Annotated in this window: 24 protein-coding genes and 2 pseudogenes; 16 read left to right on the forward strand and 10 right to left on the reverse strand. The window is 61.5% G+C overall.

Features of this window, described 5'->3' with window-relative positions:
• Positions 1–107: 107 nt before the first annotated feature.
• Together GFU70_RS17205 and GFU70_RS17210 are read right to left on the reverse strand one after the other, a co-directional pair.
• Positions 108–848 carry a CPBP family intramembrane glutamic endopeptidase gene (locus GFU70_RS17205; protein ID WP_058546802.1) on the reverse strand — a complete coding sequence of 247 codons (741 nt, stop codon included), beginning with the start codon at positions 846–848 and terminating at the stop codon, positions 108–110.
• The gene (locus GFU70_RS17210; protein WP_058546801.1) at positions 845–1,774 is read right to left on the reverse strand and encodes a LysR family transcriptional regulator; all 930 of its coding nucleotides are present in this window, start codon (positions 1,772–1,774) and stop codon (positions 845–847) included. The genes GFU70_RS17205 and GFU70_RS17210 overlap by 4 nt, the downstream gene beginning before the upstream one ends.
• Positions 1,775–1,906: 132 nt before the next feature.
• Here GFU70_RS17210 and GFU70_RS17215 point away from each other — a divergent pair, with 132 nt between their 5' ends.
• On the forward strand, positions 1,907–2,308 hold the full coding sequence (locus GFU70_RS17215; RefSeq protein WP_058546800.1) for a RidA family protein: 402 nt from the start codon (positions 1,907–1,909) through the stop codon (positions 2,306–2,308).
• Positions 2,309–2,427: 119 nt separating this feature from the next.
• Here GFU70_RS17215 and GFU70_RS17220 read toward each other — a convergent pair whose 3' ends face one another.
• Positions 2,428–2,907: a VOC family protein gene (locus tag GFU70_RS17220; RefSeq protein ID WP_058546799.1), complete on the reverse strand. Its 480-nt coding sequence runs from the start codon at positions 2,905–2,907 to the stop codon at positions 2,428–2,430.
• A 159-nt stretch (positions 2,908–3,066) separates the two neighbouring features.
• On the opposite strand from GFU70_RS17220, the gene GFU70_RS17225 reads away from it, so the two are divergent.
• Positions 3,067–4,020 carry an endonuclease/exonuclease/phosphatase family protein gene (locus GFU70_RS17225; protein ID WP_153388487.1) on the forward strand — a complete coding sequence of 318 codons (954 nt, stop codon included), beginning with the start codon at positions 3,067–3,069 and terminating at the stop codon, positions 4,018–4,020.
• 6 nt (positions 4,021–4,026) lie between these two features.
• Here the strand turns inward: GFU70_RS17225 and GFU70_RS17230 are convergent, their stop codons facing one another.
• Together GFU70_RS17230 and GFU70_RS17235 are read right to left on the reverse strand one after the other, a co-directional pair.
• On the reverse strand, positions 4,027–4,263 hold the full coding sequence (locus GFU70_RS17230) for a hypothetical protein (RefSeq protein ID WP_116641903.1): 237 nt from the start codon (positions 4,261–4,263) through the stop codon (positions 4,027–4,029).
• On the reverse strand, positions 4,256–5,044 hold the full coding sequence (locus GFU70_RS17235; RefSeq protein ID WP_153388488.1) for a VacJ family lipoprotein: 789 nt from the start codon (positions 5,042–5,044) through the stop codon (positions 4,256–4,258). The genes GFU70_RS17230 and GFU70_RS17235 overlap by 8 nt, the downstream gene beginning before the upstream one ends.
• 403 nt (positions 5,045–5,447) lie before the next feature.
• On the opposite strand from GFU70_RS17235, the gene GFU70_RS17240 reads away from it, so the two are divergent.
• The 4 genes from GFU70_RS17240 to kefC all read left to right on the forward strand — a co-directional run bounded on the left by GFU70_RS17240 (position 5,448) and on the right by kefC (position 10,161).
• Positions 5,448–6,158, forward strand: coding sequence for a response regulator (locus GFU70_RS17240; protein ID WP_058546812.1), 711 nt, complete (start codon positions 5,448–5,450; stop codon positions 6,156–6,158).
• Positions 6,155–7,495 carry an ATP-binding protein gene (locus GFU70_RS17245; RefSeq protein WP_153388489.1) on the forward strand — a complete coding sequence of 447 codons (1,341 nt, stop codon included), beginning with the start codon at positions 6,155–6,157 and terminating at the stop codon, positions 7,493–7,495. Before GFU70_RS17240 ends, GFU70_RS17245 begins: the two co-directional genes overlap by 4 nt.
• Before the next feature lie 316 nt (positions 7,496–7,811).
• Positions 7,812–8,333 (forward strand): glutathione-regulated potassium-efflux system oxidoreductase KefF, encoded by a 522-nt coding sequence (gene kefF, locus GFU70_RS17250; RefSeq protein WP_116641900.1) that lies wholly within the window; start codon positions 7,812–7,814, stop codon positions 8,331–8,333.
• Position 8,334: 1 nt separating this feature from the next.
• Entirely contained in the window at positions 8,335–10,161 is a 1,827-nt protein-coding gene (gene kefC, locus GFU70_RS17255) for a glutathione-regulated potassium-efflux system protein KefC (protein WP_058546083.1), read from the forward strand.
• Between the two features lie 175 nt (positions 10,162–10,336).
• Here kefC and GFU70_RS17260 read toward each other — a convergent pair.
• A pseudogene (locus GFU70_RS17260) lies at positions 10,337–10,798 on the reverse strand (aldo/keto reductase); the annotation flags it as partial.
• Between GFU70_RS17260 and GFU70_RS17265 the strand changes: the two are divergent.
• From GFU70_RS17265 to GFU70_RS17285, 5 genes and pseudogenes are all read left to right on the forward strand, one after another.
• A pseudogene (locus GFU70_RS17265) lies at positions 10,745–11,179 on the forward strand (LysR substrate-binding domain-containing protein); the annotation flags it as partial. The pseudogenes GFU70_RS17260 and GFU70_RS17265 overlap by 54 nt on opposite strands.
• Before the next feature lie 247 nt (positions 11,180–11,426).
• Complete coding sequence (locus GFU70_RS17270) at positions 11,427–12,110, forward strand: SOS response-associated peptidase family protein (protein WP_153388490.1); 684 nt, start codon at positions 11,427–11,429, stop codon at positions 12,108–12,110.
• Between the two features lie 50 nt (positions 12,111–12,160).
• On the forward strand, positions 12,161–12,316 hold the full coding sequence (locus GFU70_RS17275) for a hypothetical protein (protein WP_153388491.1): 156 nt from the start codon (positions 12,161–12,163) through the stop codon (positions 12,314–12,316).
• A 40-nt stretch (positions 12,317–12,356) separates the two neighbouring features.
• The gene (locus tag GFU70_RS17280) at positions 12,357–12,737 is read left to right on the forward strand and encodes a RidA family protein (protein ID WP_079301342.1); all 381 of its coding nucleotides are present in this window, start codon (positions 12,357–12,359) and stop codon (positions 12,735–12,737) included.
• A gap of 710 nt (positions 12,738–13,447) precedes the next feature.
• Positions 13,448–15,211, forward strand: a complete 1,764-nt coding sequence (locus GFU70_RS17285) for an L-lactate permease (protein WP_058546079.1) — start codon at positions 13,448–13,450, stop codon at positions 15,209–15,211.
• Between the two features lie 148 nt (positions 15,212–15,359).
• Here GFU70_RS17285 and GFU70_RS17290 read toward each other — a convergent pair whose 3' ends face one another.
• Entirely contained in the window at positions 15,360–15,695 is a 336-nt protein-coding gene (locus GFU70_RS17290) for a hypothetical protein (protein ID WP_058546078.1), read from the reverse strand.
• A gap of 247 nt (positions 15,696–15,942) precedes the next feature.
• Here GFU70_RS17290 and GFU70_RS17295 point away from each other — a divergent pair, with 247 nt between their 5' ends.
• Entirely contained in the window at positions 15,943–16,599 is a 657-nt protein-coding gene (locus GFU70_RS17295; RefSeq protein ID WP_058546077.1) for a polysaccharide lyase family 7 protein, read from the forward strand.
• Between the two features lie 18 nt (positions 16,600–16,617).
• On the opposite strand, the gene GFU70_RS17300 is transcribed toward GFU70_RS17295, so the two are convergent.
• From GFU70_RS17300 to GFU70_RS17310, 3 genes are all read right to left on the reverse strand, one after another.
• Positions 16,618–17,850 (reverse strand): nucleoside permease, encoded by a 1,233-nt coding sequence (locus tag GFU70_RS17300; RefSeq protein WP_153388492.1) that lies wholly within the window; start codon positions 17,848–17,850, stop codon positions 16,618–16,620.
• A gap of 265 nt (positions 17,851–18,115) precedes the next feature.
• A complete protein-coding gene (locus GFU70_RS17305) occupies positions 18,116–19,240 on the reverse strand; it encodes a sugar phosphate isomerase/epimerase family protein (RefSeq protein WP_153388493.1) in 1,125 nt (374 codons plus the stop codon).
• On the reverse strand, positions 19,204–20,379 hold the full coding sequence (locus tag GFU70_RS17310; RefSeq protein WP_153388494.1) for a Gfo/Idh/MocA family protein: 1,176 nt from the start codon (positions 20,377–20,379) through the stop codon (positions 19,204–19,206). Before GFU70_RS17310 ends, GFU70_RS17305 begins: the two co-directional genes overlap by 37 nt.
• 167 nt (positions 20,380–20,546) lie before the next feature.
• Between GFU70_RS17310 and GFU70_RS17315 the strand changes: the two genes are divergently transcribed.
• The 4 genes from GFU70_RS17315 to GFU70_RS17330 all read left to right on the forward strand — a co-directional run bounded on the left by GFU70_RS17315 (position 20,547) and on the right by GFU70_RS17330 (position 25,303).
• Positions 20,547–21,551: a LacI family DNA-binding transcriptional regulator gene (locus tag GFU70_RS17315; protein ID WP_058546073.1), complete on the forward strand. Its 1,005-nt coding sequence runs from the start codon at positions 20,547–20,549 to the stop codon at positions 21,549–21,551.
• A 309-nt stretch (positions 21,552–21,860) separates the two neighbouring features.
• Positions 21,861–22,811 (forward strand): TAXI family TRAP transporter solute-binding subunit, encoded by a 951-nt coding sequence (locus GFU70_RS17320; protein ID WP_058545327.1) that lies wholly within the window; start codon positions 21,861–21,863, stop codon positions 22,809–22,811.
• Positions 22,812–22,892: 81 nt separating this feature from the next.
• Positions 22,893–24,920 carry a TRAP transporter permease gene (locus GFU70_RS17325; protein ID WP_058545326.1) on the forward strand — a complete coding sequence of 676 codons (2,028 nt, stop codon included), beginning with the start codon at positions 22,893–22,895 and terminating at the stop codon, positions 24,918–24,920.
• Positions 24,917–25,303 carry a DUF1850 domain-containing protein gene (locus GFU70_RS17330; RefSeq protein WP_058545325.1) on the forward strand — a complete coding sequence of 129 codons (387 nt, stop codon included), beginning with the start codon at positions 24,917–24,919 and terminating at the stop codon, positions 25,301–25,303. Before GFU70_RS17325 ends, GFU70_RS17330 begins: the two co-directional genes overlap by 4 nt.
• Positions 25,304–25,484: the final 181 nt, after the last annotated feature.

The following is a 25,484-nucleotide window of genomic DNA, read 5'->3' on the forward strand; positions in this document are numbered from 1 at the left end:
AACTAAGGCAGTTGGGGGAAGAGGTCAAGCGTTCAAGCACAACGCCGCGTTTCTCTACACGAGGCGGTTGCAAGGTCGTCGTCTTGGTTAATTGTGGCTGGTTTAACTCACTGAAAACCGGCCATCGGCACCGCAATCAGCAATATCGCCGTCCCATGGGTCGCCGTCGACGCCACCACCCCATAACGCATGCGCACGAACCCGCAGGCCAGCCCTTCAATCAGCGTAAAAAGCAAAACCGGCCAACCGAGTTGGGTGACGCTCAAGGCGAGAGAAGCATGCAACGCAGAAAACGCCACGGCACTGATCAGCGCTGCTCGCAGGGCGCTGACGTGCAGTTCGAGGTAACCCTGCAAGAAGCCACGAAACAGCACTTCTTCCAGCGCGTTGGCGCCATAGGCCAGCACCACCATGCCGAGCAGCCAGGCCCCATAACCCGGAATCGCCGTTTCAGCCCCTTGATAAAGCCGCAGCGGCAAACCGATCAGGCAGCCCACGGCGAAGCCCAGGACCAGGCCAGCCAGTCGATTGCCTTTGAATAGAACCACCAGTTGCCACAAGTCCGGCAACAGGCGCGCGCTCAACGCGACCAACAGCAGCGACGAAACGCCCAGCATCGCCAGCACAAACGGGTTGGCCAGAAAACCAATCTGCAGATCGCCATTCAGGGACCACATGCCCAAGGGCGTCATCGCATCGCGCATCAACACGAATGCCAATAGCAAAATCACGATGCGCAACGCTGTCTGGGTCTTGGGCGTCAACCCGAACCAGAGGCCGAAGAGCGCCAGGCCCGGCAGCAGATACAGGGTGTAGTCCAGCAGTACAACGAGTCCTTCGGCGATCATTGCGCTCTTGCCTTGGCGTCAACCGGCGCATGTTGGGCCATCAATTCCACAACCCAGTCGATGAACACCCGCAACTTGGCGCTGATGTGCCGGTTCGGAGGATAAGCCAGATACAACGGCATCGGCTCGAGGTGCCAGTCTTCGAACAGCGGCACCAACCCGCCCTGCGCTTCATGAGGCCTGGACATGTACCTGGGCAGCCAGAGCACGCCCAGCCCTGCCAAACCGGCCGCGAGGTAGGCATTGCCGTCGTCGATGGCCAGCGCGTAGCGCCCTTTGACGTGAAGCAGCTCACCGTCACGACGCATGGCGTAGGGCAAGGATTTACCCGTGCGTGCCCACAGGAAACCCACGGTGCGATGATGCGAATCTTCCAGTTCTCGCGGATGCGCGGGCAGGCCAAACCGTGCCAGGTAACTCGGCGCGGCAAAGACGCCAAGGGCCAGGTCGCCGACGCGTCGGGCGATCAGCGACTGATCCCTCAACTCGCCGCCGCGCAACACGCAATCGACGTTTTCATCGAGCATGTCGACGATGCGATCGCTGACGCCCATGTCGATCTGGATGTCTGGGTATCGCGCGTAGAAAGTCGGCAAGGCCGGTATCAGGATCATCGCGGCCAGCGGACTCGGCACGTCCACCCGCAGTCGCCCGCGAGGTAACGCCTGGGCGCCGGACACGCTGGTCTCGGCATCGTCCATGTCGGCCAGCAGCCGGATCACCCGCTCGTAGTAAGCCGCGCCGTCGGCGGTGACGTTGACCTTGCGCGTGGTGCGGTTGAGCAACTTGACCCGCAACCGTGCTTCGAGCTGCTGCACCAGTTGGGTCACGGTGGTCTTGCTCATGTGCAGGGTTTGCGCCGCCTTGGTGAAGCTGCCCGCCTCCACGACTCGAACGAACGCTTGCATCGCATCAAAACGATCCATCTGTGCCTCGGCTGTCGATCCGATTGTTTGGATTCTACAAACAGTGATCGCCAAGGTTGCTCGTTTATCGCCTGGACACAAGCCCCTAGAGTGAGTTCATCGTTTGGAACCCACTCTTTGATGGAGGTATTGATGACACAGCGCGACGTGGTTTTCCCGCCTGGACGCCAGGCACTTTATGAGCGTAATCGTTATTCGCCGGCGATTCGCTCCAACGGTTTTCTGTTCGTCTCGGGACAGGTTGGCAGCACTGAAGCAGGTTCGCCGGAGCCGGACCTGGAGGCTCAGGTTCGGCTGGCGTTCAACAACCTGAAGGCGATACTCGCCGCAGCCGAGTGCAGCTTTGACGATGTGGTGGACGTCACGGTCTTCATGGTCGATCCCGAATCGATCTTCGAACGGGTCTGGAGCGTCGTGCCCGAGTTCTGGGGCAGCGCGCCGCACCCGACACTGACCGCGGTGGGCGTGACGTGGCTGTATGGGTTTCAGTTCGAGATCAAGGTGATTGCCCGGTTGCCTGAAACCACCTTATAGGTCAGCTTGCATCAATGTTGGCTGTGCCGGCGCCATCGCGAGCAAGCTCGCTCCCACAGGAGACTGTGCAGGTCGAGAATTCGAAGTCACCACCAACCAATGTGGGAGCGATTAACCGGCTAGCCTTTCACCGCTGCTTCAATCGCGGCGATGTCGATCTTGGTCATCGTCATCATGGCCTCGAAGGCACGCTTGGCGACCGCTTTATCGGAACTGGTTACTGCGTCAACCAACACGCGCGGGCTGATCTGCCACGACAGCCCCCACTTGTCCTTGCACCAGCCACAGGCGCTCGCCTGGCCGCCGTTGTCGATGATCGCGTTCCACAAGCGGTCCGTTTCGGCCTGGTCATCGGTTGCAATCTGGAATGAAAAGGCCTCGCTGTGCTTGAACGCAGGCCCGCCATTGAGGCCGATGCAAGGAATGCCGATCACCGTGAAATCCACGGTGATCACATCACCCTGCTTGCCCGACGGGTAATCACCCGGAGCATGATGGATGGCGTTCACCGCGCTGTCGGGAAAGGTTTTTGCGTAGAATTCTGCCGCTTCCTGGGCAGTGCCGTCGTACCAGAGGCATATCCTGTTTTTATTGTTCATGCCGGTTCTCCAAAAGGGACTGGACGACAAAGTCTAGCAGCCTGCCCGGGAGCTGGAAAAAACCTGCCAGTCGGTCGAGCCAAAGCGCTTTTCCAGGGTCTGGCCCACCCCCCACGACCTTGATCTATACTGCGGCGCAGCATTCATGGAGTGGACGCCGTGGCCAAGTGCAAAATCCTGATCTGGAATACCCAGCACCTGAACAACCAGGCAGGCGGCAAGATGAGCGATGCCTACCAGGAAAAACTGGCCACGCTCAAACAGGTCCTGCAACAGGACAACCCGGACATCGTCGCCCTGTTTGAAGTGGGCAGCACCGGCAATCCCAATGATCGACTGGTCAATGACCTGAGCCAGCAATACATCCTCAAGTCATCCCTCGACCAGGACGGTGGCGTGCGCAAAAGCACCACGCTGGGTTCCATGGTGTTTGTGCGCACGGACCGGGCCAACGAATTCACGGAACGCTACAGTTGGCCGCTGGGCCCGGAAGCCAGGCGCGCCACGTTGCTACTGACCGACGATGTAGGCAACACATTCGCCTTCTGCCATGCCAATGCGTCAAGAAACGCCTGGCCGCAGATACTGGGGGACATGCAGGAACTCGGTTCTATCCATGAAGGCGACTTTCAACGCCTGGTATTTTTCGGCGGCGACCTCAACACCCCCTATAGCTCGGCCCCCAAGACAATCTCCGCTTACCGTGGCGCAACCAGGATGAGCGCGGTGTTCCCCGAAGGCAGCGGCTTCACGCACGTCACCATCCGCTCCACCGAAACCCAGGCCAAAAAGGAATACAAGAAGCTGGACGAGGTGAGTCGCTTCTATACACCGATCGATCAATACGTCTCGAGCCTGCTGGGCGGTGACCTGGGCTACGGTGATTTCGCCATCCCTTCACAACTGGACTACGCCTACGTCCATGAAGGCGTCGTGGCGCGTGGATACTGCGACGCCGCAGTGCAGATCAAGAAATCCTGGCTTCATGAGCGCCAGTTGATTCGCGATGCCGGTAAGCTCAAGGTACGGGGGCACGATGAAGTGCTGCGTATTTTTCGGGGACAGGCGTTGCGCAGCGATCATTACCCGGTGCTCTACGACCTGCAGTACTGAAACCGACTAGGTACTCCTCTGCTCTGCGTTATCGACCATCCAGCGAATCATGCTCGCCAGCGGCACCCGGTAATGCCGCACCGAACACTCGCCGGCCTTCTCGTGGCAGTACAACTCGAGGTAGCGACTGAGCAGCACATGACGGCCGTCCTCGGTCAACCGCAGTTCAAGTTCACGGCAATGCAACGCATCCTGGCCGATCTGTTTTATTCGCCGCTGCAAGACCAACGTCGCGTTACTCATCGCCGACCTCTGCTCCCTGGCATTGCGGATGGCCCTGCGCGACCGCCCCCAACTTCCCCTGCGCGACAAAATCGGCACGCCGCTGCGCCGTTGCGTCGCGAAGTGCCGCGTAGTAATCCGCTTGGGTCCGCAACTCGTCTGTCAGTGGCAATGCCTCGGCGCGGCCATCGACAACGCCGCCGACAGTGTTGATCGTGCCCAGGGTGTCGACGGTGCTGCTGTTGTCGCCGAACGGGTCGACGGCGAAACTCAGCACTTTGCCCGTCGCGTCCCTCAGGTTGGCGCTGCCCAGCAATGGCAGTTCCACGATCGGCCCGGGGACGACGTTCCAGACGCCGAAGGTCTGGCCGAAATCGGCCTTGTGGCGCTCGATGCCCAGCTTGCCCGACACGTCGATCAGCCCGCCGATGCCCGCCGTGGTGTTGATGACGAATCGCCCCAGTGTGTTGACCGAGCGCTGGGCATTGCCTTGCAGCAAGTCGTTGATGAATACCTTGGGCTCACCGAAGTTCGCCACGAAGTTGTGGACACCGGCCTGGAACACCTCCGGCAACTTGAGATAACCACGGGCAACGGGGGCCAGCGCATAGTCATCCACGGTCCGGTTGAACGCAAAGATGCCGCGGTTGACTGGTTCTGCGGGATCGTGAACGGTATAGGTCGCGCGGTCACAGGAACCTGGTTTTGCAGCTGGCGTGCTGGAGCAACCGCTGGCGAGTACCGCCAATACAACCACGACGGTGGAGCGAACGAACAGCGGAGCGGGCTTGGTGATCGGCATACAGGGTTATCTCGGCGAGGAATGGGAGGCTTGCTGCCTATGCCGATCACAAGCCAAACACCAAATTCCTGGGGCGAGGGAGCAAGCTCGCGCTGGGTCTGTAGGAGCTGACGAGCGAAGCGAGGCTGCGATCTTTCCACTGCCAATTGAGTCTGGAGCGAAAGATCAAAAGATCGCAGGCTTCGCCAGCGCCTACAGAGCCCAGCACATCCCTTTGCCACAGAAGCAGCGTTGGCGTGTGGTTTAACTGACCGACATCAACGCCATCCTGCCGCCGTTTTTTTGCCCGCAGATTTCCAGAACATTGCCCGCTGGCAACTTTATTGCCGGATTGAAATATATGACGCAGCCCCTGGATTGACCCTAGTATCGCCTCCTGTATTCATTACCCTGCGTGCCCACCGTGAGCCATTTATTACTGGTGGACGATGACCTCGAAGTCCTCGCCCTCTTGCGCAAGTTCCTCGAACAACATGGCTACAGCGTGGACGTGGCCGCCGATGGCAACGCCTTGTGGCAGGCGGTGGAGCGTCGGGTGCCGGACCTCATCATCCTCGACGTCATGCTGCCGGGCGACAACGGCCTGGTGCTCTGCCAACGACTGCGGGCCGAGCACACCGTCGGCATCATCATGCTCACCGCCATGGGCGAATTGAGTGACCGCGTCGTCGGCCTGGAGCTGGGCGCGGACGATTACCTGACCAAGCCCTTCGACGCCCGCGAGCTGTTGGCCCGGGTGCGTGCCGTGCTGCGGCGCACTGGCGAAGCCCTAGGCACATTGAACGACTCATCGCGACCGATCCTGGAGTTCGAAAACTGGCAACTGGACGTCACCCGGCGCGAACTGCGCTCACCAGACAAGGTCATGATCCCGCTGTCGGCCGGAGAGTTCGAACTGCTGCTGGTGTTTGCCGAACACCCGCGCCGGGTGCTGACTCGTCAGCAGTTGCTGGACCTGGCACGCGGCGAAACCTTCGAGGCGTTCGACCGCAGCATCGATGTCCAGGTCAGCCGCCTGCGGCGCAAGTTGGAGACCGACGTCACCGGCGCGTCGATGATCCGCACCGTGCGCAACAGCGGCTACCTCTTCAGCCCCTACGTGGTGAAGCGATGAAGCGCCCGGGCACCCATCTCCCACGGGACACGGTGGCGCGCTGGATCGCCCTGACCACCCTGATCGCCATGCTCACGTTGCTGGCCCTCAATCAGCTGTTCAGCCTGCTGGCCGGCGCCTGGGCGCGCCCGCCGCTGATGGAAACCGGCCTGATGGAAAAGGCCTCCGCCATCACCCGCATCATCGACTCCGTCGCCCCCGAACAACGACCCGATATTGCCAGGGCCGCCAGCAACCAGACATTCAACGCGCAATGGTTGCATCGGTATGAAGACGCCCGGTTGCCGGTGATCGACAACCCGGGGTTCAGTGAAGGCTCGGCGTTACTGCGCCAGCAGTTGGGCCGGTCGGACGCCAGGATCGAAGCCTACGAACCGAGCGACTGGCCGGCCGATCAACCCGACGCACGCTACGCGGTGATCATCGAGCTGGTCGACCATTCGTGGGTGATCTTCTCCGTGCCCTCGCGCAGCTGGGGGCTGGGGGAGTGGGCGCGCAACGGGATTATCATCGCGCTGATCCTGCTGTCGACGTTGATCGTCGCACTGATCGCCACCCGGCACCTGGCCGCCCCGCTGGAACGCTTTGCCGAAGGCGCCCGGCGCTTTGGCGTCGACCACCAGGCGCCACCGATTCCGGTCATCGGCCCCCACGAAATCCGCCAGGCGATCCTCGCCTTCAATGCCATGCAGGCCCAGCTCAAGCACTTTTTGCAGGACCGCACGCAGATGCTCGCCGCCATCTCCCATGACTTGCGCGCGCCGTTGACCCGCATGCGCCTGCGCGGGGAGTTCATCGAGGATGCCGAGCAGCAATCGCGCTTGTTCAGGGACGTGGACGAAATGCAGGCGATGATCAACTCAGCCCTGGAATTCTTCCGCGACGATGCCCGGCTGGAACATGCCACCGCGTTCGACCTGGCCGAGCTGCTGCACACCATCGTCGATGACCTCAAGGACGCCGGTACCGAGGTCGCGTTCGAAGGTGCCCAGCGCTTGGTCTATGTCGGTCGTCCCATCGGCATCAAACGTGCCTTGGTCAACCTGATCGACAACGCGATCAAATATGGCGGCGCGCCAACTGTTCGCCTCGAAGCCAACGCCAATCGTGTGGACATTCGCATTCTGGATCGCGGACCGGGCATCGCCGCGCAATACCTTGAGCAGGTCTTCACGCCGTTCTTTCGCATCGAAGGCTCACGCAACAAGCACACCGGCGGTGTCGGGCTGGGCCTGTCGGCGGCCCGAGCGACGGTGCTGGAGCATGGCGGCACGCTGACCCTGAGGAATCGACGCAGTGGCGGGTTGGAGGCCAGGGTCTCGCTACCGCTTGACTGAAGTGACCGATGTATCGATCCGCGCTAAACAATCAGCGCCTTCCTCGGTAGGATGTCCGGTTTTTCCGGCCTGGAGCCTGCGCTTTGGAAGGCGTTCTTGTTTATATCGCTCGGCTCCAAGTGCCATCGCTCGCGCTCATTGTAGGAGCTGCCGAGCGAAGCGAGGCTGCGATCTTTCCCCAGACACTTGAGTCTCAAGCGAAAGATCAAAAGATCGTCCGAACGCGGCCCGAGCCTGCGGCAGCTCCTACAGGCCCAGCGGGAGCAAGCTTGCTCGACAGACAGGCATCGACGGCGCCAAACCAAGGAATTCACCGATGATTCTTATCATTTACGCGCACCCCTACCCCGACAAGTCGCAGGTCAACCAGCAGATGCTCAAGCGAGTGTCGACCAACCCGGACGTGGTCATACGTTCGCTCTACGCGCTTTACCCCAACTTCGACATCGACGTCGAGGCGGAACAGCGAGCGGTGGAACAAGCAGAACTTGTCGTCCTCCAGCACCCGATGTACTGGTACAGCACACCGCCCCTGCTGAAACTGTGGATCGATAAGGTCTTCACCCACGGCTGGGCCTATGGCAAAGGCGCCACGGTCCTCAAGGACAAGGGCCTGCTATGGGCCGTCAGCACCGGCGGCGATCACGCGCATTTTGCGATCGGCGACTATCCCGATTTTTCGGCGCTGGCCCAACCGCTCCACGCCACCGCCATTTATTGCGGCATGCGCTGGCTGGAGCCGGTGGTCGTGCATGGCGCCTATGCCGCCGACCCTGAGGCCCAACGCGCCCAAATCGAACATTACGGCGAACGCCTGGCCGCCTGGAAGGAAGATTGAGATGCAGACGCACAGCCTGATTGAAATGCTCATCTACCTGGCCTCGGCGACGTTGATCGTGCCGATTGCCGTTCGGTTTGGCCTGGGCCCGGTGCTGGGTTACCTGCTGGCCGGGTGCGTCATCGGCCCGTGGGGGCTGAAGCTGATTACCGATGTGAAGGCCATCCTGGAGTTCGCTGAAATCGGCGTGGTCCTGATGCTGTTCATCATCGGCCTTGAACTCGATCCCAAACGGCTCTGGGCCCTGCGCAGGATGGTGTTTGGTGGCGGTGCCCTGCAGATGCTCGCCTGTGGTGCCGCCATTGGCTTGTTCTGTACGGCCCTTGGCCTGAACTGGACGGCAGCGCTGCTGGTGGGCCTGACCCTGAGCCTGTCCTCCACCGCCATCGCCATGCAGGCGATGAACGAGCGCAACCTGACCGCCACTGCGGTGGGCCGCAGCAGCTTTGCCGTGCTGCTGTTCCAGGACATCGCGGCCATTCCCCTGGTGGCGATGATTCCCTTGTTGTCGGCCCACGGCGCCACACCTTCGGGCACAGCGCTGTTGCTATCGATTGGCAAGATCGTCGCCGCCATCGGCATTGTCGTGCTGCTGGGACGCTACGTGACCCGACCGCTACTGCGCTTCGCCGCACGCTCAGGCTTGCGGGAGATTTTCAGTGCCGTGGCGCTGTTCCTGGTGTTCGGTTTCGGTTTTCTGCTGGAGGAAGCCGGTTTGTCGATGGCCATGGGCGCGTTTCTCGCCGGGGTGCTGCTGGCCAGCTCCGAATACCGACACGCGTTGGAAAGCGACATCGAACCGTTCAAGGGCCTGCTGCTGGGCCTGTTTTTCATCGGCGTCGGCATGTCGATCGATTTCGGCACCCTGATCGACGCGCCGCTGAAGGTGCTCACCCTGACCCTGGGTTTCATCCTCATCAAGCTGTTGGTGATCAAGGCCGCGGGTCGCTTCCTCAACGTTCCCGCCGGCCAGCGCTCCTGGCAGGCGGTGTTGCTGGGCCAGGGCAGCGAATTCGCCTTCGTGGTGTTCGGCGCGGCGACCGTGGCCGGCATCTTGACCGATCAATGGGGCAAGAGCCTGACCCTGGCGGTGGCCTTGTCCATGTGCCTGACGCCCTTGCTGATCGTGTTGCTGGATCGGTTCGAGTCCGTCGCCAAGAAAAACAAACGCGAATCCGACCTTGTCGACCAGCAGAATCCGCGGGTGATCATCGCCGGGTTCGGCCGTTTTGGGCAGATCGCCGGACGCCTGTTGATGTCCTGCGGCGTCGAGGTGGTGGTATTGGATCACGACCCTGACAACATCGAGACCCTGCGCAAGTTCGGTGTGAAAGTCTTTTATGGCGACGCCACGCGCCTGGATCTGCTGCATGCAGCCGGCGCGGCCCAAGCGGTGGTGCTGATCAACGCGATCGACAATCGGGAAGACAACCTGGCGCTGACCCAACTGGCCCAGGAGCACTTCCCTGCGTTGCAGTTGATCGTGCGCGCGCGGGACATGGGGCACCTCATCACCCTTCGGCAAATGGGTGTGGAGGCCGCCGAGCGGGAAACCTTCGAGAGCGCGCTGTCACTGGGTCGCAGTGCGCTGGAGCGCATGGGTGTCGGGGCTTACGAAGCGCGTGAGCGGGCAGACCAGTTCCGCCGGCTAAACCTCAGGATGCTGGAGGAGATCGTCGCCCAGCCGGAAGACGACCTCAAGTTCCGCCACGATGCCTACCAGCGTGCCAATGCGCTGCTCACGGACATGTTCAACGAAGACCGTGCCCGCCCGGTCGACAACTGGCAGGAACACCACCGTAACGAAACGGATAAAAGCGATGCCTAGACGCTGATACTGTTCATCGGAGGTACGTGGGGGCTTGCTCCCGCGGGGTTCTGTAGGAGCTGCCGAAGGCTGCGATCTTTTCGCTTGGGACTCAGGTGACTGGGGAAAGATCGCAGCCTCGCTTCGCTCGACAGCTCCTACGTGCGAACAGCATTGCAGCCAGACCGCTGTCTTTTTAGTCTGCCCCAACCAACCCGTCCAGCTCGGCCAGCATCGGCGCAGGAATCGTCAGCTCACTCGCCGTGAGGTTCTCCCGCAGGTGCGCCAACGATGATGTACCGGGAATCAGCAGGATATTCGGCGCTCGTTGCAGCAGCCACGCCAGGGCCACGCACAGCGGTGACGCCTGCAGCCGCGCCGCCACGCTGGAAAGGGTCTGCGATTGCAGCGGTATGAAGCCGCCCAGGGGGAAGAACGGCACGTAAGCGATGCCCTGCCGGCCCAAGTCAGCGATAAGTTGTTCGTCGTCGCGATGGGTCAGGTTGTAGTGGTTCTGCACGCAGACCACTTGGGCAATGCCCTGGGCCTGCTTGACCTGCGCGGCCGTGACGTTGCTCAGGCCCAGGTGGCGGATCAGGCCTTGGCGCTGCGGCTGAGCGGCAAATCCGCTTCGAGCCTCAGCGATGCCGTCCGCCGGATGGAAAGCCGGCTCGGTGTGCGCCTGCTCAACCGCACCACCCGCAGCGTGGTCCCGACCGAAGCCAGTGCCCGGTTGATGGAACGCATCGTCCCGGCCCTGGGCGAAGTCGAAGCGGCGATGGACGTGGTCAACGACTTTCGCGACCATCCTTCGGGCACCCTCAGGTTGAACGTGCCGGTCAGCGCCGCCCGGCTGGTGTTGCCAGCGATCATCACACCGTTCCTGAAAAGCTACCCCGACATCCGCCTGGAAGTGGTCACCGAAGAGAGCTTTGTCGACATGCTCGCGGCTTGCTGTGACGCGGGCATTCGCTACGACGAACGCCTGGAGCAAGACATGATCGCCCTCCCCATCGGCCCCCGCTTCCAGCGCTTCGCCGCTGAGGGCTTTCGTGGACTTCATCCATGCACAACGGGATGGGAGCGAGCCTGCTCGCGATGGCGGTAGTGCATTCACCCCGTTGCCCGCTCGTCTCCCCGCCGCAAGGATTTTCGAACCAAGCATTTCGTCATGGGTTCGGACCTACATGACACCGCTGAAAGCCCCGCTGACGCGCTTCGACGTCACGGCTTGAACGGCGGGTAGATCAAGGCTTCTTTGGGTTTCACTGCCGGGAGTTTTCGTTATGTGTGACGGTCTTGTTCAACACGTTTCTTCAAAAGACTCCCTGGCGTATTTAGCCCAGCGAGACCCGCCCGGCAGCCGTTTCGGTACAAGCGTGACGCCCCTGGATCTGCACGTGACAACGCCGCCCAGGGCCCAGGACGGACACAACCTGATCAAGCCAAACATGCAGGTCAGCGCCATTCGCCGTCGTGGTGGTCACTTGGAGTGCATCAAGGTTCGCTGGGGCTGGTCGCCGATCTGGTCGGTCGGAACGATGCCACCGCTGACGCATCTGCCCTTGCATCTGGTCATGCGCTCCAAGGTCTTCGACCCCATCAAGCACGAAGGCCGCGTACTGGTCGCCGTGGAGGGTTGGTATGAATCGCAAGCAACCACCTCGCCCTCCCAAGCGCAGCACCTCACCTACACGACCGACCGGCAATCGGCGCCAATCTTCCTCGCCGCCCTGGCCCAGGCCAGCGAGACCCCGTTTGGCTGTGACGGCCTGGCCCTGGTGACGTATGGCGACATTGCCAACCAGCAGCAGCGGGTACTGGCCTTCAGTGCCGAAGATGCGCTCGACTGGCTGCAGCCCGCGCTGGGATGGGAACAGGCACAACAACTGGCCGCACGCCTCAACGGCGCGCAACCGCCCCTTGAACCGGCGATGACAACCCAACGTCCGGCCCAGGGCGGCCTTTGATTCTGGGAGATCAGTTATGTACGTGATCATGGGCGCCACGGGCCACGCGCATGAGCGCTGTCAGCCTCGACAGCGGCTTCGATGTGGGCGACGACACCTTGCACGGCACCACGACGCTGGAGGCCTACATCCAGGCACGGGTACAAAACAGCGATTGGGAGCGCACGGGTAAAGGAATGCAGGAACGGCGCAGCAATGGACGGTAAACTGCGGCGGTCCTTTTTCTTTTCCAGCATGAGGCTTTGCATGAGCAACCCAGATATCACGTTTATTCCAGATCCGGACGCGGACTCCATTTCCTCCGACGTCGCCGGTTTCGGCGGCCTGCTGGTTTCCACGCAAATCCCCACCCACGCCGACGGCAGCCTGGAACTGGGCGACATCACCCTGCAGAGCGAATGCACACTGCAAGCCCTCAAGACCGCCCTGGAAGGCGCCGGCAGTTCCATGGACCGGGTCCTGCACCTGACCATCTACCTGACCGACATGGCGGATCGCGCCGCGTTCAACGAAGTCTACAAACGCTTCTTCGCCAAACCTTGGCCGGTTCGCGCCGCCGTGGGCGTGGCCGCTTTGGCGGTTGAAGGAATGAAAGTGGAAGTGACGGCGATGGCGGCGAAGGGCTAAACGGGCGCACTGCTCTGTTCGACTGAGCAAGCGCTTTTGTGGCGAGGCAGCTTGCTCCCGCCGGACTGCGCCTGTAGGAGCTGTGTAGCTGTGTAGGAGCTGTCGAGTGCAACGAGGCTGCGATCTTGTCCCAGACAGTTGAGTCTCAAGCGAAAGATCAAGATCAAGATCAAAAGATCGCAGGCTTCGCCAGCTCCTACAGAACCCAGTTGCCTACAACTGCGCCAGCATCCGCCGGCTTGTGCGCCTGGGGGGCGGGCTCTATCGTTTCCGGGTCGCTGACGAATCAGCGATCGGGTTTGGTAGCCCGGCCTCTACATGACGCACGGCTCATTTTTTTGCAGGTGCCTTTCAGCATTTGTATTCAATGGTGGCTATGCGTAGGGCGCCCCCGGGCGCGCCGGTGTTCATGTGGACCGGTCTACCAACCTGCGTATGGCCACTACCCTTCGTTTGGTAGCGAGGGTGATGGCTCCAATTTCGTGTAGGAGCTGTCGAGTGCAACGAGGCTGCGATCTTTCCCCAGACAATTGAATCTCAAGCGAAAGATCAACACATCGCAACCTTCGCCAGCGCCTACAGAACCCAGCGGGAGCAAGCTCCCTCTCCACAAGGGTTTGGCTGGCAATCGCTTAACAAATCCCCGCCTATACTTCTCTGCCAATCCCCCCGGGGCCTGCACTTCCAAGAATAAAAAGCAGAGGTGGAACATGGTCTGGCAACAAGTCTACGATCCCTTCGGTAATGCGGTGCTGTCGACGCTCCTGGCGGCGGTTCCGGTGGTGGTGATGCTGGCGTCCCTGGCGTTCTTTCATGTCAAGGCGCACCTGGCGGCGTTGATGGCCTTGGCCTCGGCCTTGCTGATCGCGATCTTCGCCTTCGGCATGCCCGCCGGCATGGCCGGTTCGGCGGCACTTTATGGCGCGGCCAACGGGTTGCTGCCCATTGGCTGGATTGTCCTCAACATCATTTTCCTGCACCGGCTGACCACCGAGAACGGCTCGTTCAAGGTCCTGCAGGATTCCCTCGCCCGCATCACCGACGACCGGCGCCTGCAATTGCTGCTGATCGCCTTTTGCTTCGGTGCGTTCTTCGAGGGCGCGGCGGGCTTCGGCACGCCGGTGGCGGTGACTGGCGCGATCCTGATCGGGCTGGGGTTCTCACCCCTGGCCGCCTCGGGCCTGGCGCTGATCGCCAACACCGCGCCCGTGGCGTTCGGCGCCCTGGGTACGCCGATCATCACCCTGGCCAAGGTTACCGGTCTGGATGAAATGGAGTTGTCGATGATGGTCGGTCGGCAGTTGCCGTTTTTTTCAGTGATCGTGCCGTTCTGGTTGATCTGGGCGTTTGCCGGATGGCGCAAGATGCTGGAAATCTGGCCGGCGATTATGGTGGCCGGCGTCAGCTTCGCCATCCCGCAGTTCCTGGTATCGAACTACCACGGGCCGATGCTGGTGGATGTGATTGCCGCGCTGATTTCCATGGCCTGCCTCACCGGTTTTCTCAAGGTCTGGAAACCGGCCACGGTGCACACGTCCGCAGCGTTGTCGGGACGGGTCGATGATTCGAAAGTCGACGTGAGCGAAGATGAAAAACCGCAGGTCGGCGGTACCTTTTCCGGTGATGCGCGACCGGCTGTACTGCGGGCCTGGATGCCGTGGATCATCCTCACGGTCTTCGTGTTCGCCTGGGGTACCCAGGGTTTCAAGAACCTGTTCGATACCCGCCCGGCGCTGGACCCACAGACCCAATCGGTCAAGCTCGACCCTCAAGGCAAGCCGATGCGTGAGGCCAACCCGATCTTCTCGCCCCTGGTGACCTTCGGCACCATCCACCAGCAGATCGAAAAAGTCCCGCCCGTGGTGCCTCAACCTAAAACCGAGGAAGCGGTCTACAAATTCAACTGGTTCACCGCCACCGGCAGCGGCATCTTCCTGGCGGCGATTCTCGGTGGCTTGCTGATGGGCTACTCCATCACGCAACTGCTGCATCACTACCTGCGAACGCTCTGGGTGGTGCGCTACTCGCTGATCACCATCGTGGCGATGTTGGCCCTGGGGTTTCTCACACGCTATTCAGGCCTGGACGCGACCATGGGCCTGGCCTTCGCCGCCACGGGCATTTTCTACCCCATGTTCGGCACCCTGCTGGGCTGGCTCGGCGTGGCACTGACCGGCTCGGACACTGCGTCCAACGTGCTGTTTGGCGGCTTGCAACGGGTCACGTCCGAGCAACTGGGCATCAGCCCGGTGTTGATGGCGGCGGCCAACAGTTCCGGCGGGGTCATGGGCAAGATGGTCGACGCCCAGTCGATCGTGGTCGCCTCCACCGCCACCCGTTGGTACGGTCACGAAGGCGAAATCCTGCGCTACGTGTTTTTCCACTCGGTGGTGCTGGCGATTCTGGTGGGCGGGCTGGTGACGTTGCAGGCGTATGTGGCGCCGTTCACGCATATGGTGGTGGGAGGACACTGATCGAATGCGTCCTGTAGGAGCTGCCGAAGGCTGCGATCTTTTGATTTTGATCTTTCGCTTGAGACTCGATTGAACTCGCAAAGATCGCAGCCTCGCTTCGCTCGGCAGCTCCTACAATGTCCCCATCAAGCAGGGGCGAGCGGGGTTTTTACTGAACGTTCTTGAGCTTGACCACATCACCGGACACCGAGGTGGTGTAGCCGGTCAGGACCCAGGCCCAGAACCAGTTTTCCTGGACTTGGGTGTTGATCATGGCGTCGCCGCCCTTGGCCTTGATCGCTGCAGTCTGGGCACGCACGAAACGGTTGTTCTGGCGAATCGGGATCACGCCGAACAGCAGCAGGCCGGTGGCTTTTGCTTCACTGTGGCCGACAACGGTGTATTGGCTGCTGTCGTATTGCTGGGTTTTCATCGCGGTACCGGTGCAACCCGCCAGGGCCAAGCCGAACAATGCGCAGGCGACAATTTTGCTGATGTGGTTCATTGAATACTCCATTGGAAAACGCCCGGGATCCGTCTCTCGGGCGGCGCGTACTCTAACCGATCAGCAACAAATTGACACATGGCAATCCGCCCAATTCAGCGCCTGAGAGGCTCATCGCAGAGCCATCCATCAGGTGCGCCTCCAGCGAAACAGACCCTCGTCGATAACATGAAAACAACGCCACGGAAGGCAGTATTTTGTCTTGACGGCCGCCAGATAACGGCCGTTCCCGTTGGAGGTGTTCATCATGATTGACGTAACTGTCTGGAGCGTAACCCTGCCGGTGCAAACGCCGGCGCAGGTCGTGGCGACCAAAGCCATGCCGACCTTGAAGAACAAGTATTTCGACAATAACGGCCAGAGGATCATCTTCTGGGCGCCCGTCACCGGCTCCCATACCGGTAACAGCAAATACCCGCGTTCCGAACTGCGGGAAACCAGCAGGGACGGGAAACACCGCAACTGGCGCTACAACAGCGGCACCAACACCCTCAAGGGCGAGCTTTCAGTGAACCAGGTGCCTTCCGAAGGCCGCGTGGTCGTGGCGCAGATTCACGCCAAGGACGCCCCCACGCCGTTGTTGAAGTTGGTGTACCGCTACGCCAAGGGCACCGGCAATATCGACGTGGAGTACCGGGTCAAGCCCAAGGACAAGAAGAGCCCGGTGATCTACACCGTGCCCAAGGTACCGTTGAACAAATCCTTCTCATACACGCTGCAAATGGACAAGCAAGGCCAGCTCTCGGTGCTGATCGGCAAAGGTGGCAAACAGGTAAAACTGGACAAGTCCTGGTACGGCTATAACTTCTATTTCAAGGCTGGCGTCTACACCTTGGATAACAAGGGCTACTCCAATGAAGGCGGGAAAGTGACCTACACCAAACTGAGCGTCAGTCACAAATGACCGACGCCCTGCCCTGCTTCAGGCCTTTGACGGCGCGGCGAGCGTTTGCTGACCACGGAAGGTAAACAGGAAGCAAGCCAACACCAGCAACGCAAAACCGGCCGGGAACAGCCAGATGCTTTTCCAATCGTGGCCGCCCTCCAGGACAAAGTGATCGGTCACCTGCCCCGCCACCCAGAAACCGATCAACATCCCCACGCCATAGGTCGCCAGGGTAATCAGGCCCTGGGCCGAACTGCGCAAATGCTTCGGCGCCTTGGCATCGGTGTAGATCTGCCCCGATACAAAAAAGAAGTCATAACAGATGCCGTGCAAGGCAATGCCGGTGAACAACATGAATGCCAGGTCGCCGTTATTGCCATAGGCGAACAACACATAGCGCAGCGCCCACGCCAACATGCCCACCAACAACGCCAGCTTGATGCCGAAGCGCTGGATGAACAGCGGCAACAGCAGCATGAACAACACTTCCGAGACCTGCCCGATGGCCATTTTCGCGGTCGGGTTGGTCATGCCGGTTTCGGCCAGGAACGGGTTGGCATTCTGGTAATAGAACGCCAAGGGAATGCAGATCAGGATCGAGGCGATGAAGAACACCAGGTAGCTGCGGTCCTTCAACAACCCCAACGCGTCCAGCCCCAGCAGTTGCTTGACGCCGCCAGTGCTGGCCTGTTCCTTGAGCGGCGCCGTGGCCGGTAGCGTGAAGCTGTAGAGCCCAAGGATCAGGGACGCGATGGCCGCCATCAGGAAGGTATTGCGCAAGCCGCCCGCCAAGATCGCTTCACGCGAATCCCAGGCAAACACAAAACTGATCACCACGCCGGCGACGATCCAACCAATCGTGCCCCACACCCGGATACGCGAGAACTCCAGCGCCGGGTCGCGCATCTGCCGGAACGCCACGGAGTTGACCAGGGCCAGCGTCGGCATGTAGACCGCCATGTACGCCAGCACGTACGGGTAGAACACACTGAAATCCGCCGCCGAATACAGCTGATACAGCAACACCGCGCCCAGCAGGTGCAATATCGCCAGGATCCGTTCGGCATTGAAGTAGCGGTCGGCGATCAGGCCGATGACGAACGGCGCAATGATCGCCCCCCACGACTGCGTGGAAAACGCCATGCCGATCTGCCCGCCGCTGGCGCCCAGCGTGCTGGAAAGAAAAGTCCCCAGGGTGACGAACCAGCCACCCCAGATAAAGAACTGCAGGAACATCATCACGCTCAGGCGTGCGTTCATCGTGGTCATGACAGTCACCGTTTTATTGTTGTTCTTGTGAAAAAAAGCCTTGTGCCGCTTTTGTGGCCTGCTTTATGTGGCCTGCTTTTGTGGCGAGGGAGCTTGCTCCCGCTGGGACGCGCTCTGTAGGAGCTGTGTAGGAGCTGACGAGTGCAACGAGGCTGCGATCTTTCCACAGCCCATTGAGTCGAGAGCGAAAGATCAAGATCAAAAGATCGCAGGCTTCGCCAGCTCCTACAGGGCCCAGCGGGAGCAAGCTCCCTCGCCACAAGGGTTATGTCATTGGCATTGGGGGCAAGCCCAGCAACCGCCGATTGGAATCTTCATCCGCCGTGACACCAGCAAAATCGTCGAACGCCTTGCGAGTCCTGCTGATCATGTGCCGCTGGATGAACGCCGCCCCTTCTGCGGCGCCCTGTTGCGAATCCTTCAGGCAGCACTCCCATTCCAAAACCGCCCACCCGCTGAAATCGTATTGGGTCAGTTTGCTGAAGATCGATTTGAAATCGATCTGGCCATCGCCCAACGACCGGAACCGCCCGGGGCGATCGACCCAGCCCTGGTAACCGCCGTACACCCCGGAACGGGCATCGGGGCGGAATTCGGCATCCTTGACGTGGAACATGCGGATGCGCGCGTGGTAGCGGTCGATGAAGCCCAGGTAGTCCATCTGTTGCAGCAGCAGATGGCTGGGGTCGTAGAGAATCGCCGCCCGCGGGTGATGATCGACCGCCTCCAGGAAGCGCTCGAAAGAGGCCCCGTCGTGGAGGTCTTCGCCGGGGTGGATTTCGTAGCACAGGTCCACGCCGGCCGCGTCGAAGCAGTCGAGGATCGGCAACCAGCGCCGGGCCAGCTCGGCGAAACCCTGCTCCACCAGGCCCGCCGGACGCTGCGGCCAGGGGTAGAAATACGGCCACAGCAGCGCACCGGAAAACGTCGCATGGGCCTTGAGGCCCAACCGCTGGCTGGCGCGGGCGGCCAGCTTGAGTTGCTCTATAGCCCATTCGGTCCGCGCCTGGGGCTGGCCGCGCAGATGCGCCGGGGCGAAGTCGTCGAACAGCGCGTCGAACGCCGGGTGTACCGCCACCAACTGGCCTTGCAGGTGCGTCGACAGCTCGCTGATCTCGACGCCGGCCTGGGCACAAGTGGCCTTGAGTTCATCGCAATAATCCTGGCTCTCGGCGGCCCGGGCCAGGTCAATGTATTGGGTGCCCGACGTCGGCAGTTGAATGGCCTTGTAGCCTTGCGACGCCGCCCACTGGGCGATGTTGGCCAGGGTGTCGAACGGCGCGTCGGCAGACATGAACTGCGCCAGGAAAATGCCTGGGCCACGCAGGCCGCTCGGTGTCTTGTCGAGGGTATTCACAACAGGGATGCTCCGGTTTGCACGGCGGTCCATTTCGCGTCGCCACGGTGGTTGAGGATGGCGGCCTCGATGAATGCCATGCCGCGCAAACCGGTCTCGATGCCGGGCACGCCGGGGGCGTCAGGGCCTTCGACATGGCTGCGAATGGCCTGGGCGAAATCGCCGTAGAGGTTAGCCATGGCCTCCAGGTAGCCTTCGGGATGCCCGGCCGGCAGGCGCATGCGCCGGGTGGCCGCCGCGCACAGCCACGGTTGGCCGACACCGCTACGCAAGATGCGCAGGGGCTGGTCAACGGCGCGATGGATCAGGCTCGCCGGTTCTTCCTGGCGCCACTCCAAGGCGCCCTTGTCGCCATAGACGCGAATCTTCAGCGGGTTCTCTTCGCCGGTGCAGACCTGGCTTGCGATCAACACACCGCTGGCACCGCCCGCCATCTTGAACAGCATCGCGGCGTCGTCATCCAATTGCCGGCCCGGGATGTGCGTGCCCAAAGTGGCGCATAGCTGTTGGATAGGCTGGTCTGCAACGAACTCGGCCAGGGAAAACGCGTGGGTGCCAATGTCGCCGATGCAACCGCCCAGGCCGGACTGCGAGGGGTCGTCGCGCCACTCGGCCTGTTTATTGCCCTGGGCGGCGACATCCTGGCTGAGCCAGCCTTGGGGGTACTCGACCAGCACTTTGCGCACCTGGCCAATCTCGCCCGAACGCACCATCTCCCGGGCCTGCCAAACCATGGGATAGCCCAGGTAGGTGTGGGCCAGGCCGTAGAGGCAACGGCTGCCTTGCAGCACTTCCCGCAGGGCCAGCAACTCGTTGAGGTCCAGGGCGGCGGGTTTCTCGCTGAACACATGGAAACCGGCTTTCAGCGCCTGGCTGGCAATGGGTGCATGGAGGTGATTGGGCGTGACGATCACCAGCAGTTCCATGCACTGATCCAGCGGCAGCAGCGCTTCGCTGTCGAGCATCTGCTGCCAGTCGTGGTAACAACGCGACGCCGTCAGGCCCAAGGCCGCACCGGTTTGCCGGGCGTTGTGCGGGTCGCGGCTGAACGCGCCGCACACCAGTTCGAAACCGCCATCCAGGCCCGCGGCCTGACGGTGGGCCTGGCCGATGAACGCGCCCTCTCCACCGCCGACGAAGCCCATTCTTATTTTCGGTGCTACAGGATTCATCGCGATTGTCTTCCTGTCAGAATGTTGATGTAACCGGTTACATCATGGCGAAAATCTAGGCTCAGTTTTCCTGCGTGTCAAACCCCATGCGCTCACGCATGAACATTTGTGGGGCGCTCAACCTGCGGTAAGCTCCCCAACCGTAGCCCCTGCCCCGTGAGGTGATTTTGTCCAACATTCGTGAAGTGGCCCGGCTGGCCGGTGTTTCGGTGGCCACGGTGTCCAGAACGCTGAAATCGCCCGAACGGGTGCTTCCCCAGACGCGGGACAAGGTCAACGCGGCGGTGGAACAGGCCGGCTATCGACCCAATCTGATGGCCGTGCAGTTTCGCTCCCGCCGCACCGGCAACCTGGTGATCCTGGTGCCGACCATCGCCAATACGTTCTTCGCCCGGGTCATCAGCGGCGCGCAGCAGGCCGCGCAGGCGGCGGGCTATCGTTTGCTGCTGTGCGACACCCAGGGCCAGGTGCAAATCGAGCGCGAGTTCGCCGCGCTGGTCTACGCCCACCAGGCCGACGGGGTGATCCAGTTGCGCGCCAGCGATCCTTTCGAATCAATGCCCGCAGGCGCTGAGAGCCTGCCGCTGGTCAACGCCTGCGAAGTGGTCAGGAACGCGCCCTACCCGACCATCAGCCTCGACAACCGCGCCGCCGCCCAGGCCATGACCGAGCACCTGATCGGCCTCGGTCATCGCCGCATCGGCATCATCAAGGGGCCACGCAGCAGCCCCCTGACCCTGGATCGCGTGGCCGGCTACCAGGATGCCCTGCACCAGGCTGGTATCGCCGTCGACCCAAGCCTGATCTGCCATGGCGACTTCACCTTGAAGGCCGGTGACGACGGCGCCGCCGCGATGCTGGAACGGGCCGACCGTCCCAGTGCGCTGTTCTGTGAAAACGACGAGATGGCCATCGGCGCGCTCAGGCGCATCAAGCAAATGGGCCTGCGGGTGCCCGAGGACATTTCCCTGGTGGGTTTTGATGACATCCCGTTCGCCGCCTATTGCGACCCGCCCCTGACCACCATTGCGCAACCTGCCGAAATCTTTGGGCAAAAAGCGGTAGAGATGCTGATTGCCCTGATCGAGAAAAAGCCGATTGCCGAACAGCATGTGGTGTTGCCATTTGAGTTGACGGTGCGTGGCAGTACGGCGCCTAGGGCCAGACAGTGAGTGGGAACCCGTGGCGAGGGAGCTTGCTCCCGCTGGGGCGCGCCCTGTAGGAGCTATGTAGGAGCTATGTAGGGGCTATGTAGGAGCTGTCGAGCGGAGCGAGGCTGCGATCTTTCCACTGACAATTGAGTCAAAAGCGAAAGATCAAGATCAAAAGATCGTCCGAACGCGGCCCGAGCCTTCGCCAGCGCCTACAGAGCCCAGCGGGAGCAAGCTTGCTCGTCACAAAAGCGTCTATGGCGCCTCGACTCTCCTTTCGACTACAGTGGAAAGACTCTGCATACAGCCATAACAAGACGGAGAGTTCCCATGCGAGTCAACAAGCGCTTCACCCTCCTGGCCGCCGCGGCAGCCTTGGCGGTCACCACTGCGGCCCACGCAGCCCCGGTGTATATCAACATCCTGACGGGGGGCACCAGTGGGGTTTATTACCCGATCGGAGTCGGGCTGTCGCAGATCTACAGCAGTGGCATCCAGGACGCCAAGACGTCGGTGCAGGCCACCAAGGCCTCGGTGGAAAACCTCAATCTGCTGCAAGCCGGGCGTGGGGAACTGGCCCTGGCCCTGGGCGACTCGGTGGCGGACGCCAAGAACGGCGTGGAAGACGCCGGTTTCAAGGCACCGTTGACCAAGCTGCGCGCCATCGCCGGCACCTACCCCAATTACATCCAGATCGTTGCCAGCAAGGAGTCCGGCATCAAGACCCTGGCAGACCTCAAGGGCAAGACCGTTTCCGTCGGCGCGGCGAAATCCGGCACCGAACTCAATGCCCGGGCGATCTTCAAGGCTGCGGGGCTGACCTATCAGGACATGAACGTCCAGTACTTGCCGTTCGCCGAGTCGGTGGACTTGATCAAGAACCGCCAACTGGACGCCACGCTGCAGTCCTCCGGCCTGGGGATGGCGGCCATTCGTGACCTGGCCTCGACCATGGCGTTGAACTATGTGTCGGTGCCCACCGATGTGGTGGAGAAGATCGGTAACCCGGCCTACCAAAGCGCGATGATTCCGGCCAACACCTATGACGGCCAGACCGATGCCGTACCGACCGTGGCCATCACCAACATTCTGGTCACTCGCGAGGGTGTGCCGGATGAGGTGGCGTACCAGATGACCAAGCTGCTCTTCGAGAACCTCACTCGCCTGGGTACCTCCCATTCGGCGGCCAAGGACATCACCCTGAAAAACGCCGCGAAGAACCTGCCCATCGCGCTGCACCCCGGTGCCGAGCGCTACTACAAGGAAGTGGGCGCGCTGTAGCCCCCCTACGCATCAACGGCGCCCGGCACCGTTGATGCGTCATGTTTTGCCCCTTGAATGTGAACAGAAGGCAGGTACCTCATGAGTGAAGACCAGCACGGCATCGCCACGGACCCGCGGGACTGGCCCAAGACACTGTTCTTCGTGGCCTTGCTGTTTTCAGTATTTCAGATCGTCACCGCCGCGTTTTCTCCGGTCTCCAGCATCGTGCTGCGGGCGGTGCATGTCGGCTTCCTGCTGTGGGTGGTGTTCCTCAGCTACCCGGCCTATGGCAAGCAGCGTCCCTGGCAACCCCTGGCTTGGGTCTTGAGCCTGGCGGGCGTGGCGACGGCCCTTTATCAATGGGTGTTCGAGGCCGACCTGATCCAGCGCTCCGGCGACCTGACCACCGCCGACATGATCATCGGCGTGGTCCTGGTCGTGCTGGTATTCGAAGCCGCGCGGCGAGTGATGGGCATTGCGCTGCCGATCATTTGCGGCCTGTTCCTGGCCTATGGCCTGTTTGGCGAATATCTGCCGGGCGATTTGGCCCATCGCGGCTATGGCGTCGATCAAATCATCAACCAACTGTCGTTCGGCACCGAAGGCTTGTACGGCACGCCAACCTATGTGTCGGCTACTTACATCTTCCTGTTCATCCTGTTCGGCGCCTTCCTGGAAAAGGCCGGCATGATCAAGCTGTTCACCGACTTCGCCATGGGCCTGTTCGGTCACAAGCTGGGCGGCCCGGCGAAAGTGTCTGTGGTGTCATCGGCGCTGATGGGCACCATCACCGGTTCGGGCATCGCCAACGTCGTTACCACCGGGCAGTTCACCATCCCGCTGATGAAGCGCTTCGGCTACAGGGCCGCGTTTGCCGGCGGTGTGGAGGCGACTTCCAGCATGGGCAGCCAGCTCATGCCGCCGGTGATGGGCGCGGTGGCCTTCATCATGGCCGAAACCATCAATGTACCGTTCGTTGAAATCGCCAAGGCTGCGCTGATACCCGCCTGCCTGTATTTCGGCTCGGTGTTCTGGATGGTTCACCTGGAAGCCAAACGCTCCGACCTCAAGGGCTTGCCCAAGGACCAGTGCCCCAGCGCCTGGAGCGCGGTCAAGGAAAGCTGGTACCTGCTGATCCCGCTCGCGGTGCTGGTCTACCTGCTGTTTTCCGGACGCACACCGCTGTTTTCCGGCATGGTGGGCCTGGCGTTGACAGCCATCGTGATTCTCGGCTCGGCGATCATTCTCAAGGTCTCGAACTACGCTTTGCGCTGTGCTTTCTGGATCGCGCTGGGCGTGCTTTGCGTCGGCTTTTTCCGGCTGGGCATCGGTGTCGTGTTTGCGGTGATTGCCGTGCTGGTGGTGGCCTGCTGGTTCATGAAAGGCACGCGGGAGACCCTCATCATCTGCCTGCATGCCCTGGTGGACGGCGCGCGTCATGCCGTTCCGGTGGGGATCGCCTGCGCCTTGGTGGGCAGCATCATCGCAGTGGTCTCGCTGACCGGCGTAGCTTCCACTTTTGCCGGCTACATCCTGGCCATCGGTCGCGACAACCTGCTGCTGTCGCTGATCCTCACCATGCTCACCTGCCTGGTCCTGGGCATGGGCATCCCGACCATTCCCAACTACATCATCACCAGCTCGATCGCCGCCCCCGCCCTGCTGGAACTGGGCGTGCCGCTGATCGTGTCGCATATGTTCGTGTTCTATTTCGGCATCCTTGCCGACCTGACACCGCCGGTGGCGCTGGCCTGTTTCGCCGCTGCGCCCATTGCCCGGGAAAGCGGCCTGAAGATCAGCTTCTGGGCGGTGCGCATCGCCCTCGCCGGCTTCGTCGTTCCATTCATGGCGGTCTATAACCCGGCCCTGATGCTCCAGGGTGACAACCTGTGGATGACGGCGTACATGCTGATCAAGACGATGTTGGCCGTCGGGCTTTGGGGCATGGCGTCCACCGGCTATCTGCAACAGAAGATGCCGGCCTGGGAACGCCTGCTGTGTTTTGCGGCCGGCGCGTTGCTGGTGGTGGCCCTGCCGCTGACCGATGAGATCGGTTTCGTGCTGGCCGGGCTCATGATCTTCCAGCACATCTGGCGCTCGCGGCGTGCCGGGCGGGCCTTGGCGTGATCGGTTTGTGCCTGGGTCTGGCCGGGGTGGCCTGGGCACAGCTTCCCGTTGCCAATTTCACGCTGGCGTGGAACCACACCATCGAGAAGATCCGCTGGGAGGAAGACTATCGTGTGACCGCACCGGGGCTGGTCCTGGGTGAAGCCAGGGTCAAAGGCAATGGTGCGGGCATGGAGATACCTGAAGGCGCCCTACTGAAAAATGGCAGCTGGCACTACCAACGCCAGATGCCGCCCCTGCAACCACTGAAACTGGGCCGCACGCCGCAGGCCGGCGACTATCAATTGTGTTTCGATGGCCGTTGTCGGCCGATGAGTTTCTGGTTGGGACCGCCGACAGAGGGCCAGCCGACCGTAGAGCTGTGGAGTTGCGGACAATCCTGAACCTATCAGAAAACACAGGACATCCGCGGCCAGCGATTGCTCCTGCTGACACGCGCCCTGTAGGAGCCGTGTAGGAGCTGTCGAGTGCAACGAGGCTGCGATCTTTCCCCAGACACTTGAATCTCAAGTGAAAGATCAAGATCGAAAGATCGCAGGCTTCGACAGCTCCTACAGAGCCCAG

This window comes from Pseudomonas brassicacearum, assembly GCF_009601685.2.
GTDB classification, from domain to species: Bacteria; Pseudomonadota; Gammaproteobacteria; order Pseudomonadales; family Pseudomonadaceae; genus Aquipseudomonas; species Aquipseudomonas kilonensis_B.